The 12,592-nt window shown below is 73.1% G+C and carries 10 protein-coding genes and 1 rRNA gene; 5 read left to right on the top strand and 6 right to left on the bottom strand.

Going from position 1 to position 12,592, the window contains the following annotated elements; genetic code table 11:
- Positions 1-9 precede the first annotated feature (9 nt).
- The 5 genes from ACZ6BB_RS06060 to mtnA all read right to left on the bottom strand — a co-directional run bounded on the left by ACZ6BB_RS06060 (position 10) and on the right by mtnA (position 6,712).
- Positions 10-813, bottom strand: coding sequence for a ComF family protein (locus ACZ6BB_RS06060; RefSeq protein WP_471614136.1), 804 nt, complete (start codon positions 811-813; stop codon positions 10-12).
- A gap of 138 nt (positions 814-951) precedes the next feature.
- The gene (locus ACZ6BB_RS06055; RefSeq protein ID WP_471614135.1) at positions 952-2,787 is read right to left on the bottom strand and encodes an LpqB family beta-propeller domain-containing protein; all 1,836 of its coding nucleotides are present in this window, start codon (positions 2,785-2,787) and stop codon (positions 952-954) included.
- Positions 2,777-4,867, bottom strand: a complete 2,091-nt coding sequence (mtrB, locus tag ACZ6BB_RS06050; RefSeq protein WP_471614134.1) for an MtrAB system histidine kinase MtrB — start codon at positions 4,865-4,867, stop codon at positions 2,777-2,779. The genes ACZ6BB_RS06055 and mtrB overlap by 11 nt, the downstream gene beginning before the upstream one ends.
- A 1-nt stretch (position 4,868) precedes the next feature.
- Positions 4,869-5,558 (bottom strand): two-component system response regulator MtrA, encoded by a 690-nt coding sequence (gene mtrA / locus ACZ6BB_RS06045; protein WP_189823911.1) that lies wholly within the window; start codon positions 5,556-5,558, stop codon positions 4,869-4,871.
- Positions 5,559-5,566: 8 nt separating this feature from the next.
- Complete coding sequence (gene mtnA, locus ACZ6BB_RS06040) at positions 5,567-6,712, bottom strand: S-methyl-5-thioribose-1-phosphate isomerase (protein ID WP_471614133.1); 1,146 nt, start codon at positions 6,710-6,712, stop codon at positions 5,567-5,569.
- A gap of 140 nt (positions 6,713-6,852) precedes the next feature.
- On the opposite strand from mtnA, the gene ACZ6BB_RS06035 reads away from it, so the two are divergent.
- From ACZ6BB_RS06035 to ACZ6BB_RS06015, 5 genes are read left to right on the top strand one after another with little or no spacing between them, the layout of a single operon-like run.
- Positions 6,853-8,220 carry a DUF7847 domain-containing protein gene (locus tag ACZ6BB_RS06035; protein ID WP_471614132.1) on the top strand — a complete coding sequence of 456 codons (1,368 nt, stop codon included), beginning with the start codon at positions 6,853-6,855 and terminating at the stop codon, positions 8,218-8,220.
- 40 nt (positions 8,221-8,260) lie between these two features.
- Positions 8,261-8,950, top strand: a complete 690-nt coding sequence (locus ACZ6BB_RS06030) for a DUF4129 domain-containing protein (protein WP_471614699.1) — start codon at positions 8,261-8,263, stop codon at positions 8,948-8,950.
- On the top strand, positions 8,947-10,137 hold the full coding sequence (locus tag ACZ6BB_RS06025) for a DUF4350 domain-containing protein (RefSeq protein ID WP_471614131.1): 1,191 nt from the start codon (positions 8,947-8,949) through the stop codon (positions 10,135-10,137). The genes ACZ6BB_RS06030 and ACZ6BB_RS06025 overlap by 4 nt, the downstream gene beginning before the upstream one ends.
- Entirely contained in the window at positions 10,137-11,126 is a 990-nt protein-coding gene (locus tag ACZ6BB_RS06020) for an AAA family ATPase (RefSeq protein WP_471614698.1), read from the top strand. Before ACZ6BB_RS06025 ends, ACZ6BB_RS06020 begins: the two co-directional genes overlap by 1 nt.
- On the top strand, positions 11,126-12,436 hold the full coding sequence (locus ACZ6BB_RS06015; RefSeq protein WP_471614130.1) for a DUF58 domain-containing protein: 1,311 nt from the start codon (positions 11,126-11,128) through the stop codon (positions 12,434-12,436). The genes ACZ6BB_RS06020 and ACZ6BB_RS06015 overlap by 1 nt, the downstream gene beginning before the upstream one ends.
- A 69-nt stretch (positions 12,437-12,505) precedes the next feature.
- On the opposite strand, the gene rrf is transcribed toward ACZ6BB_RS06015, so the two are convergent.
- A 5S ribosomal RNA gene (gene rrf / locus ACZ6BB_RS06010) occupies positions 12,506-12,592 on the bottom strand; the annotation flags it as partial.

Genomic DNA, 12,592 nt, shown 5'->3' with positions numbered 1-12,592 from the left:
AGTTCTCTGTCAGTTCCGGTTTATTTCGAAAGAGTCGGGTGGTGCGGCGACCACCGCCGCGCTGATCGTGTCCTCGAGACCGTTCCCACCCGTCGTTCCCGTCACCCCCCGTGTTCGCACCGCCTCCTCCGGCTTTCCTCTCGCAACGAACTCCCCCGCCCACGCCGCATGCCCGCCCCGCGCCGTCCGAACCGCCCGGGCCGCCTCCGCGAGCGAGGCACCCGTCGTCATCAGGTCGTCCACGAGCACGATCGCGCCGCCCTCCAGCAGGGGGGTACCCCCTGCGGCCACCTCCAGAGCACCCGCGAGGTTCTCCAGACGCCGCCGGGCGTCCAGCCCCGACTGGTCGGCCACCGCCCGCCGCTGCCGCAGCACCCCGGCGACCCGGGCCGGCGACCCGGTGCGCCGCAGCTCCCCGGCCGCCGCGAGCGCGATCCGCCGCGCGGGGTCGTGCCCCCGCGCCCGCACCGCCCGCCGCGCCGACGGCACCGGGACCAGCAGCACCGGCCCGTCACCACCCGCCCGCACCGCCGCCCGTACGGCCCCCGCCAAGGCCGTGCCGAGCGGTCCGGCGAGCGCCAGCGCACCCCGTTCCTTGTGCGCGATCAGCGTGGCCCGCACCGCGTCCTCGTACGGCGCCGCCGCGTGCACCACGGGCAGCCCCGACGGCTCCGGCACCGGTCGCACCCGGCACGGCGCGGCTCCGGTCAGGGCCGCGCGGCACTCCGGACAGAGCACCGCGCGAGGCCTCCCGCACCCCCCGCACTCGGCCGGCAGCACCAGATCCGTGAGGTCCCGCCACCACCCCCGCATGCCCTCCACTGTGCCAACGCACACGAAGCTCTGCCACCCTTGTGGACAACCGCCTGTGGACAACTCATCGCAACCGCAGAGGGGTTGTCACCCACACGAATGACGGGCGCCGGAAGACCGGCGTGCCCCGCCCCGCCCTCACCCCGGATAGACCGGCGCCGACCCTTCCTTGACCACCGTCTGCCACTGCGCCCCCGGCGACAGCCGGACGATCCCGTCGGCCGAGTGCGCGACCAGCGGCTGGCGCTCGTCCTCGGACGCGGCGATCTCCTCCACCCCGGTGAGCGCGGAGGGCCCGGAGCCGGGCGTCGGGGACCCGTCGACACGGACGTACCGCATCTGCTGCACGCCGCCGGATTCGCGCCCCACGACCACGAGCTGGCTGTCACCGGCCCACGACATGGCGGTGACGTCCTCCAGGTCCGGTGTCACGGACCGCAGTTCGACGATGGAGACGGTGGTGCTCTCCGCGTCGGCGTCCCGCTCGATGCGGCCGATGTACAGCGCCCGCTTCCCCTCGCTGCTCAGGATCAGCGCCACCCGCACCCCGTCGGCGGCCACCCGCACCGCCTCGATGCGCCCGTCGAGACTGGGCGTCCTGACTTCGAGCGGGTCGCCCATGCCGTCCGCCAGGACCAGCAGACGGGGGTCGTCGGGGTCACGGTCCGCCACCCACAGGTCGCCCCGGCCGTCCCAACTGGGTGTCGTCAGCCGGTCCTTCGCGGTGGCACCGGAACTGTGCAGCACCGGCTCGCCGATCGTGCCACCCGCCGTCAGCGGCGACACGTACAGGTCGCTCCCGTCGGCCGACACACCGGCAGCCCGCGCCTCGTCCCGCGAGACGGCGGCCGACCGCAGCTGTTTCTCACCGTCACCGAGCGCCCCGGGAACGGCCGTCGGCGTGGTCACCGCGCCCTGCCCGGACAGCCGTGCGAGCTTGCGGTCGCCGTCGATGAAGTACTCGAAACTCGCGGTCCTGCGGAAGCCGTGCGAGGCGACGGTGTCGGCCTGGCTCTCGCTCAGCGCACACAACTGCGCGCCGGTCGACCCCTGCAGCTCCACGTCGGTCACACCCGTGGGCATGTAGTCCTGCAGGGTGAACAACAGCTGGGCGGCCATCTCCTTGCACCTGCTCGCCGAGACGCGGTCGGCCTTCTTGTTCAGCGGCACCACCAGGCTGTTCTGGTCGTCGGGCGTCAGCGACCGGGTGCCCTTCCTGAGGGCCGTACCGGAGGGGAAGCTCGTCCTCGCCACCGGGTTCAGCCAGCTGGTGGGGCCCTGCAGCAGGTCGCGGACCACCTGGGTCACCGGGTCGACCTGGCTGCGCACGTAGACGGGGTCGGCGACGGTGCCCGGCTCACCGGCCTGTGCGGCGGAGGTGAAGTAGTACTTGTTGATGGACTTGTAGGTGCGCTCGAAGTCGGACCTGCCGAGCACCACCCCCGACGGCAGTCTGTCGATGCGCCACTGCCGGGTGTCCTTCACGCGCGTGAGGTGCACGGTCCTGCGGTACTCGCCGCTCGTGGGCGTGTACGCGTGCTGCTCGTCGACCCGGGCGACCCGCTTGCCCGACAGCTCGAACCGGTAGTCGTCGGCGTCGGGGCGGTCCCCCGTCACGGCGGTGTAGGGGGTCGGGGCCTCGGCGAGGACCGTGGTCGACTCGTTCGGGTCCCACTCCTTGGCCGCGTCGCCGGTCAGATACTTGCGAGCGGTCTCGTATCTGAGGTCGTCGCTGGTCAGGGCCTCCAGGAAGCCCCGCACGATCTCCTGCGGCTCGGCGTCGTCGGCGGGCGGCAGCGCGACGACCCGCACCTTCGAGTCCTGCCTCGGGGTGGACTCGACATCGCGCATGTCACCGCCGTCCGGCATCGACGCGCACCCCGCCAGCAGAACGGCGCACACGCCGGCACTCCCGATCCGCAGGGCCGCCCGCACCGGACGCCTACGGCCGCCTTCCGCGCGGTCAGCGCCCACGGAATGCCTCCCCCTGCTCGTGCTGTTCGGCACCACTGCCGGCCGGCTTCTCCGCGGCCTCGTCCGCACCGCCGTCGGGCCGCCGCGCGGGCGGTGCCGGCGGTGGTGTCGCGGGCGGTCCGGCCGGCCGGGGCACCACGCGCGCGCCGTTGCCCGGCAGCGCCGTCGGATCCGCCGTGGGAGCCTGTCCGGCGCCCGGCCGGGGCCCTATGGCCGCCCCCCTGGCCCCTCCGTGCTCACCGGCCTGGACCGGCACCGTGGCGAGCTTGCCGCCGCCCCCGAGCGGCAGACCGGCGTCGTTGAGTCCGCGATGGCGCCGGGAGTCCTTGGGCTCCAGAGGTATCGGGGACCCGCGCAGCGGCTCGTCCGCCGTCCTCGGCAGGGTGAGCCGGAACTGCGAACCGCCGCCCGGCTCACCCCACGCCTGCAGCCAGCCCCCGTGCAGCCGGGCGTCCTCCAGGGCGATGGACAGCCCCAGTCCCGTACCACCGGTCGTACGCGCCCGTGCCGGGTCCGCACGCCAGAAGCGGCTGAAGACCCGCGTCGCCTCCCCCGGCTTGAGGCCCACGCCGTAGTCGCGCACCGCCACCGCGACCGCGCCGCCCGCCGCCGCGAGCTTGACCAGCACGTCCTTGCCCTCGCCGTGCTCCACGGCGTTGACCACGAGGTTGCGCAGCACCCGCTCCACCCGCCGGGCGTCGGCCTCGGCCACCACGGGCTGCTGGTTCCCCAGCACCCGTATCCGGGTCCCCTTGCGCTCCGCGAGGGGCTCCGCTCCGCTGACGACCTTCCGCACGACCTCACGCAGGTCTATCGGCTCGGCCTCCAGGGCCGCCGCGCCCGCGTCGAACCGGCTGATCTCCAGCAGGTCCGCGAGCAGCGACTCGAACCGGTCCAGCTGGTCGGCGAGCAGCTCGGCCGACCGCGCGGTGATCGGATCGAAGTCCACCCGCGCGTCATGGATGACGTCCGCCGCCATCCGTACGGTCGTCAGCGGCGTACGCAGCTCGTGCGACACGTCGGAGACGAACCGCCGCTGCATCCGTGACAGGTCCTCCAGCTGCTGGATCTTCAGCTGCAGGTTCTGCGCCATCTTGTTGAAGGCCTCGCCGAGCCGCGCGATGTCGTCCTCGCCGCTGACCTTCATCCGTTCCTGCAGCCGCCCGGCGGACAGCCGCTCGGCGATCCCGGCCGCCATCCGCACGGGCGTGACGACCTGCCGCACCACGAGCCAGGCGATCGCCCCGAGCAGCACGACGACGAACAGCCCGGCCGTCGCCAGGGTCCCCTTGACCAGGCTCAGGGACTTCTCCTCCTGCGTGAGCGGGAAGAGGTAGTACAACTGGTACGGCTCGCTGTTGGGAGCGCTGACCTGTTTGCCGATGATCAGCCCCGGCTGGGAATCCTGGCCGTTGTCGTAGTGGATCCGCGTATAGCTCTGCACGGCGCCGGTGCCCTCACCGACCCGCTCACGCAGCTCCTCGGGCACGCTGAGGTCCCAGCTGACGCCTCCGGAGACACGCGGGCCGAGGCTCCCGGAGTCACCGTCGGCGGAGGCCGGGCTGAGCGTCACCACGTCGAACGCGCCCTGACCGCCGCTGGCGAGCGAATTCACCAAGGTGGTCACCCACTCGCTCACGCTCTGCACCTGGTCGCCGTCCGGGTCCGTCGCGTTGTCGTTCCCGGCCGCGCTCGCCTCGCTGTCGGCCCTCTGCTCGGCGACCGAGAAGCCGCCGGTGGCCTGGCTCTGCGAGGCCTTCACCTTGGCGTCCAGCAGTCCGTTGCGGACCTGCCCGATGACGACGAAACCCAGCAGCAGCACGACGCTGAGCGACATCAGCAGTGTCGTCACGACGATCCTGAGCTGGATGTTGCGCCGCCACAGCCGCATCACGGGCAGCAACGGGCGGCGCACCCAGCGCATGAACAACCTCAGGATCGGGCTGCCCTGGACTCCGCCCTGAAGCAACCCGCCCTCCAGCAGACGCCTCCAGCCAGAACCCGGCGTCCTCCGGCCGACAGGCCGCTCCGCGCGGGTCCCCGGCTGGCCGGGCGCCGAAGCGGCACTGTCACCGGACATGTCAGCTGGGTCCTGCCTTGTATCCGACGCCACGGACGGTCACCACGATCTCCGGCCGCTCCGGGTCCTTCTCGACCTTGGAGCGCAGCCGCTGCACATGCACGTTCACCAGACGGGTGTCCGCCGCGTGGCGGTACCCCCAGACCTGCTCCAGCAGGACCTCCCGAGTGAACACCTGCCACGGCTTGCGCGCCAGCGCGACCAGCAGGTCGAACTCCAGCGGCGTCAGCGCGATCGACTGTCCCTCACGCTTCACCGAGTGCCCGGCCACGTCGATGACCAGGTCACCGATGGCGAGCTGCTCCGGCGCCGGCTCCTCCGACCTCCTCAGGCGCGCCCGGATCCGGGCCACCAGCTCCTTCGGCTTGAACGGCTTCACGATGTAGTCGTCCGCGCCCGACTCCAGGCCGACCACCACATCGACGGTGTCGCTCTTGGCCGTGAGCATCACGATCGGCACCCCGGACTCCGCCCTGATCAGGCGGCACACCTCGATCCCGTCGCGGCCCGGCAGCATCAGATCCAGCAGCACCAGATCCGGTTTGGCCTCGCGGAACGCGGCCAGCGCCTTGTCGCCGTCGGCTACGAAAGACGGCTCAAAACCTTCACCACGCAACACAATGCCGAGCATCTCGGCCAGTGCGGTGTCGTCGTCGACGACAAGGACTCGTCCCTTCATGAATGCCATCATCCCATTAACTAAATCGTTACCTGGCGTGACCTGTCACACAGCTCTGCGAGCGCCTCAGCGGTCACGGGTGACACAACCCCCTCCTCGGTGACGATCGCCGTCACCAACTCGGGCGGTGTCACGTCGAACGCGGGGTTGTACGCCTGGGTCCCCAGGGGTGCCACCGCGATCCCGCCTCCCGCTTCGGCTCCCGCCGACGGAACCTGAGGTGCCGTGATCTCCGTCACCTCATGCCCCGCGCGCTGTTCCACCTCGATGGACGCCCCGTCCGGGGTGTCCGCGTCCACCGTCGTCAGCGGCGCCACCACGATGAACGGCACGTGGTGGTACCGGGCGAGCACCGCGAGCGGATAGGTCCCGACCTTGTTCGCCACCGATCCGTCGGCGGCGATCCGGTCGGCTCCCACCAGCACCGCGTCCACCTCTCCGGCCGCGAACAGCGAGCCCGCGGCATTGTCCGTGAGCAAGGTGTACGCCATTCCGCTGCGCGCCGCCTCATAAGCGGTCAGCCTGGCCCCCTGCAGCAGGGGACGCGTCTCGTCCACCCACAGCCGGCGCAGCCGCCCCACCCGGTGCGCCGCGAGCACCACCGCGAACGCCGTGCCCTCACCGCCCGACACCAGCGCCCCGGTGTTGCAGTGGGTGAGCACCCGGTGCCCGCCACCCGGCAGCAGCTCGTCCAACAGTGCCAGACCGTGCGCGGCCATACGGGAGCTGGCCTCGGCGTCCTCCCGGTGCAGCGCACGCGCCGCGGCGAGCGCCGCCTCGGCGGCCCGCTTCTGGTCGCCCGTCCGGACCAGCTCGGCCCGGTGCGCGGCCCGCGCCCGGCGCACACCCACCGCGAGGTTCACCGCGGTGGGCCGGGCGCCCTCCAGTGCCCCGGCGGCGTCCTCCACGTCGAACCCGCGCGCGGCGGCGAGCGCGACGCCGTACGCCCCGGCGATCCCCAGCAGCGGCGCCCCGCGCACGGCGAGCGAACGGATCGCCTCCACCAGCGCGGGCGCGTCCGTGCACACCATCTCGACCTCCTCGGCCGGCAGTCTCGTCTGGTCGAGGAGGACCAGGACGGGGCCTTCGGGGGGCTCGTCCCATCGGATCGCGGGTATCTCGGTCGGCCGGGTGTCGTCGCCGGATCGCGCGTACTGATCAGCCATGCGGTCAGTCTGCCCCGTATCCGTCGGACAATTGAAGGTACGCAGCGGATACGGCCCCCGGTCACTTCGCGCGGACCGCGTGGCACGATGGGCGCCAACCTGCCGCCGCGACCGCGGACGAGCACCGTGAAGGAGCGACGATGAAGGACACTCCGGGCTGGGCCTCGCCCGGATCCGCCCCCTCCGGCGGCCAGGAGCCGGACCCCCAGGGCTCCGCACGGCCCGAGGACCGGACCGACGCGGACCCCGCACAGCCCGCGGACCAGCCGGACGCCGGCCGGACGCCGCAGCAGTCCAAGTGGTCCAAGGAGCAGCCGCCCGCCCAGTGGTCCGCTCCCACCCCGCAGGCACCCGGCCAGACCCCGCCCCCACCACCCGGCCCGGGCTGGGGCGCCCCCACCGGTCCCCAGCACCCCGGCCCCGGCGGCTACGGCCCGCCCGGCGGCCCCGGAGCCCCCGGCAGCCGGCCCGGCTACGGTCCTCCCGGCTGGGGCGGCGGCTGGGCCGGCCCCCCGCCCGCCGCCAAGCCCGGTGTGATCCCGCTGCGCCCGCTCGGCATCGGCGAGATCCTCGACGGCGCGGTCTCCACCATGCGCACGCACTGGCGCACGGTCCTCGGCATCTCCCTGGCCGTCGCGGTCGTCACCCAGATCGGCGTCATCCTGCTCCAGGGCTTCGTCCTCGACGACACCGCGAGCGCCGACGCCCTCAACGACCCCACCGCCACCCCCGGCGAACTGGGCCGCGCCCTGCGCGACACCCTGCTGAGCACCTCCGTCGTCATGGTGATCTCCCTGCTGGGCACCATCATCGCGACGGCCCTGCTCACCACCGTGACCAGCCGCGCCGTCCTCGGCAGGTCGGTGACCACCGCCGAGGCCTGGCGGGACGCCCGCCCCCAGCTCCTCAGGCTGGCAGGGCTGACCGTCCTCCTGCTCGTGGTCGCCGTCCTGATCATGACCGTCGGCGTGCTGCCCGGCATCCTCCTCGCCACCGGCGGCTCCACCGGCGGAGGCGTCCTCCTCGCCCTGTTCGGCGGGCTCGGCGCCTTCGTCCTCACCGTGTGGCTGATGATCCGCTTCTCGCTCGCCTCGCCCGCGCTGATGCTGGAGAAGCAGGGCGTCCGGAAGTCCCTGGGCCGCTCCGTCAAGCTGGTGCGCGGCTCCTGGTGGCGGGTCCTCGGCATCCAGCTGCTCGCCGCGATCATCGCCTACATCGTCGCGTCGATCGTCGTGATCCCCTTCTCCTTCGTGGGCGCCGCCCTCGACGGGGACGGCATCTCCGGCCTCCTCGCCACCGGCGGCACCACACTCGGCTGGACCTACCTGGTCATCAGCGGCGTCGGCGCGGTGATCGGGTCCACACTCACCTTCCCGATCAGCGCGGGCGTCACCGTGCTCCTCTACATCGACCAGCGCATCCGCCGCGAGGCCCTCGACCTCGAACTGGGCCGCGCCGCCGGCCTCCAGGGCTACGGCGACGCCCCGGGCGCCACCCCGGGGAGCTGACGGGGTGAGCCTGGCGGGGGGAGCACTGACAGCCGTACCGATGTCGTGGCGCTCGGCGGACGAGCCGCCCCTCACCGTCCCGCGCGACCCCGCGCGGGAGGCGGCCCGGCGCGAGCTGTCCAAGGGCATGTACCACCAGAACGACCCCAGTTGGTACGAGCGCGCCATGGACGCCTTCTGGGAGTGGCTCGACAAGGTCTTCGGCGCCGCCTCGGCCGCCACCCCCGGCGGCACGCTCGGCCTCGTCGTCATCGTCCTGGCCGTACTGGCCCTGCTGGGTGCCCTGTGGTGGCGCCTCGGCACCCCACGCCGCGCCCCCGCCTCGTCCGCCGTCCTCTTCGACGACCGCCCCCGCAGCGCCGCCGAACACCGGGCGGCCGCCGAGGCGCAGGCCGCCCAGGGCCACTGGAACCAGGCCGTACAGGAACGCATGCGTGCCGTGGTCCGCTCCCTGGAGGAACGCGCCCTGCTCGACGTACGCCCCGGCCGCACCGCGGACGAGGCGGCCTCCGAGGCGGGCACGTCGCTGCCCGCCCACGCGGACCGACTGCACACCGCCGCCCGGGACTTCGACGACGTCACGTACGGCGGCCGGTTCGCGGCCGAGGAAACGTACCTCCGGCTCGCCTCCCTCGACACCGACCTGGAACGCGCCAGGCCCGCACTCGCGAGCAGCACCCCCGACACCGCGAGCACCACCCGCAGCACCCGCCCGGGAGCCGCCGAATGACCGCCGAGGCCACGCGTCCGTCCACCTCGGTCTCGCCCACGGCCCGCCAGGTGTGGACCCGCGCGCGCGGTGTCGTCCTCGCTGCGGTGATCCTCCTGGCGGCCGCCGCCGTCATCGCCGTGATCCGCTCCGGCGCCGAACACGGCCGCCTGGATCCACGCTCCGCCGACACCGACGGCAGCCGCGCCGTCGCCGAACTCCTCGACGAGCGGGGCGTGTCCACCCGGCTGGTCACCACCCTCGACCGGGCGAGCACCGCGGCCGGCCCCGACACGACCCTGCTGGTCGCGAACCCGGACCTGCTGACCGACTCCCAGCAGAACCGCCTCCGCGCGGCGAGCGAGGACTCCGGCGGACGCACGGTGCTGGTGGCCCCCGGCGCCCCGTCCGTGAGCACCCTCGCCCCCGGCGTCTCCGCCGACGCCGCCCTCAGCCTGGACTCCACGCTCAGGCCCCGCTGCGAACTGCCGGCCGCCCGCCGCGCGGGCAGCGCCGACACCGGCGGAATCCGCTACGACGTCACCGCGGGCGCGGCCGACACCTGCTACCCCGAGAACGGCCTGCCCACCCTGGTGCGCGTCCCGGCAGCCGAGGGCAAGGGCGACACCGTCGTCCTCGGCTCCCCCGACATCCTCCTCAACAGCAGCCTCGACGAGCAGGGCAACGCCTCCCTCGCGCTTCAGCTCCTCGGCTCGCGCCCGCATGTGGTCTGGTACCTCCCCTCGCTCTCCGACTCCGCCCCCGACACCGGCGACCGCGGCTTCCTAGACCTGCTCCCCTCGGGCTGGTTCTGGGGCACCCTGCAGCTCTTCCTCGCCGGCGCCCTGGCCGCCTTCTGGCGGGCACGCCGGTTCGGCCCCCTGGTGCCCGAGAAACTCCCCGTCGCGATCCGCGCCTCCGAAACCGTCGAAGGCCGCGCCCGCCTCTACCGCAAGGCAGACGCCCGCGACCGCGCGGCCGCCGCTCTTCGCTCCACCACCCGCACCCGCCTCGCCCCCCTCGTCGGCGTCCCCGTCTCCCGGGCACACACGCCCGAGGCCCTGCTCCCCGCCCTGTCCGCCCACCTCCACGGCGACGGACAGCCCCTGCACCCCCTGCTCTTCGGCCCGCCGCCCGGCGACGACGCGGCCCTCATCGCCCTCACCGACCAACTCGACGCCCTCGAAAGAGAGGTACGCCGTTCATGATGGACCCGACCACTGACAACGCCGGGACCACCGGGGACCCGGGCACCGCCCGCGCCTCCCTGGAGGCCCTGCGCGCCGAGATCGCCAAAGCCGTGGTCGGCCAGGACCCCGCCGTGACCGGCCTCGTCGTCGCCCTCCTCTGCCGCGGGCACGTCCTGCTGGAAGGAGTCCCCGGCGTCGCGAAGACCCTGCTCGTCCGCGCCCTCGCCTCCGCACTCGAACTCGACACCAAACGCGTCCAGTTCACCCCGGACCTCATGCCGAGCGACGTCACCGGCTCCCTCGTCTACGACACCCGCAGCGCGGAGTTCTCCTTCCAGCCCGGCCCGGTCTTCACCAACCTGCTCCTCGCCGACGAGATCAACCGCACCCCGCCCAAGACCCAGTCGTCCCTCCTCGAAGCGATGGAAGAACGCCAGGTCACGGTCGACGGCACCCCTCGCCCGCTCCCGGACCCGTTCCTGGTGGCCGCGACCCAGAACCCGGTCGAGTACGAGGGCACCTACCCCCTCCCCGAAGCCCAACTGGACCGCTTCCTCCTCAAGCTGACGGTGCCGCTCCCGTCCCGCGAGGACGAGATCAACGTCCTCACCCGTCACGCCGAGGGCTTCAACCCGCGCGACCTGCGCGCCGCCGGCGTACGCCCCGTCGCGAACGCGGCCGACCTCGAAGCCGCCCGCTCCGCCGTGGCCAGGACGACCATCTCCCCCGAGATCACCGCCTACGTCGTGGACATCTGCCGCGCCACCCGGGAGTCCCCCTCCCTCACCCTCGGCGTCTCCCCGCGCGGCTCCACGGCCCTCCTCGCGGCCTCCCGCGCCTGGGCCTGGCTGACGGGCCGCGACTACGTCATCCCCGACGACGTCAAGGCGCTCGCCCTGCCGACCCTCCGCCACCGCGTCCAACTCCGTCCGGAGGCGGAAATGGAGGGCGTGACGGCCGACGCGGTCATCAACGCGATCCTCGCCCACGTCCCCGTCCCCCGCTGATGGCCCCCACCGGACGCGCCGCGCTCCTCGCGGCCCTCGGCACCCTGCCCGTAGGCATCTGGGAACCCAGCTGGACGGGCATCCTCGCCGTGAACGCTCCCCTGGCACTGGCATGCGCCTGCGACTACGCCCTCGCCGCTCCCGTGCGCCGCCTGAACCTCCTGCGCTCCGGCGACACCTCCGCACGCCTGGGCGAGACCGCGGACGTCACCCTCACGGTCACCAACCCCACCAACCGTCCTCTCCGCGCCCACCTCCGCGACGCCTGGCCGCCCAGCAGCTGGCTCCCCGGCTCCGAGGTGTCCGCCTCCCGCCACCGCCTGGCGATCCCTCCGGGCGAACGCCGCCGCGTCACCACCCGGCTGCGCCCCACTCGCAGGGGTGACCGCCAGGCGGACAGGGTCACGATCCGCTCCTACGGCCCCCTCGGCCTCTTCGCCCGCCAGGGCAGCCACCGGGTCCCCTGGACCGTACGTGTGCTGCCCCCGTTCACCAGCCGCAAGCACCTGCCGTCCAAGCTGGCCCGGCTGCGCGAACTCGACGGCCGCACCAGCGTCCTGACCCGGGGCGAGGGCACGGAGTTCGACAGTCTTCGTGAGTACATCCCCGGCGACGACACCCGTTCCATCGACTGGCGTGCCACGGCCCGCCAGTCGTCGGTGGCGGTACGCACCTGGCGTCCCGAACGAGACCGCCACATCCTCCTCGTGCTGGACACCGGCCGCACCTCCGCGGGCCGCGTGGGCGACGCCCCTCGTCTCGACGCCTCCATGGACGCGGCTCTCCTCCTGGCCGCACTCGCCTCCCGCGCGGGCGACCGGGTGGACCTTCTCGCCTACGACCGCCGCGTCCGGGCCCTCGTCCAGGGCCGCTCGGCGGGTGACGTCCTTCCGTCCCTGGTCAACGCCATGGCCCCGCTCGAACCGGAGCTCGTCGAAACGGACGCCCGGGGCCTCGCGGCCACCGCACTTCGTACGGCCCCCCGTCGCGCCCTCATCGTCCTGCTCACCACTCTCGACGCGGCCCCCGTGGAACAGGGCCTTCTGCCCGTCCTGTCCCGCCTCACCCAGCGCCATTCGGTCCTCGTCGCCTCGGTCGCCGACCCGCACATCGCCCGGATGGCGGGCGCACGAGGCACCACGGACGCCGTCTACGAGGCCGCGGCGGCTGCTCAGTCCCAGGCCGAGCGCCACCGCATCGCCGACCAGCTTCGCCGCCACGGCGTCACGGTGGTCGACGCGACTCCGGACAACCTGGCGCCGGCCCTCGCGGACGCCTATCTGGCACTGAAGGCGGCTGGGCGCCTCTGATCGGAGGTTGAGGTCCCCCGGAAACGCAGAAAGGCCCACACCATAAGGTGTGGGCCTTTCCCAATATTTGTTCGGCGGCGTCCTACTCTCCCACAGGGTCCCCCCTGCAGTACCATCGGCGCTGTAAGGCTTAGCTTCCGGGTTCGGAATGTAACC

Source organism: Streptomyces sp. NPDC041108 (assembly GCF_055592645.1).
This window is presented reverse-complemented; position numbering and strand designations above follow the sequence as displayed.

Excerpts from the sequence above, each read along its gene's own strand:
- mtrB (WP_471614134.1), bottom strand. The coding sequence starts at position 4,867 with ATGTCCGGTGACAGTGCCGCTTCGGCGCCCGGCCAGCCGGGGACCCGC.
- ACZ6BB_RS06060 (WP_471614136.1), bottom strand. The coding sequence starts at position 813 with ATGCGGGGGTGGTGGCGGGACCTCACGGATCTGGTGCTGCCGGCCGAG.
- mtnA (WP_471614133.1), bottom strand. The coding sequence starts at position 6,712 with ATGGCTGATCAGTACGCGCGATCCGGCGACGACACCCGGCCGACCGAG.
- mtrA (WP_189823911.1), bottom strand. The coding sequence starts at position 5,558 with ATGATGGCATTCATGAAGGGACGAGTCCTTGTCGTCGACGACGACACC.
- ACZ6BB_RS06025 (WP_471614131.1), top strand. The coding sequence starts at position 8,947 with ATGACCGCCGAGGCCACGCGTCCGTCCACCTCGGTCTCGCCCACGGCC.
- ACZ6BB_RS06035 (WP_471614132.1), top strand. The coding sequence starts at position 6,853 with ATGAAGGACACTCCGGGCTGGGCCTCGCCCGGATCCGCCCCCTCCGGC.
- ACZ6BB_RS06020 (WP_471614698.1), top strand. The coding sequence starts at position 10,137 with ATGGACCCGACCACTGACAACGCCGGGACCACCGGGGACCCGGGCACC.
- ACZ6BB_RS06015 (WP_471614130.1), top strand. The coding sequence starts at position 11,126 with ATGGCCCCCACCGGACGCGCCGCGCTCCTCGCGGCCCTCGGCACCCTG.
- ACZ6BB_RS06030 (WP_471614699.1), top strand. The coding sequence starts at position 8,261 with ATGTCGTGGCGCTCGGCGGACGAGCCGCCCCTCACCGTCCCGCGCGAC.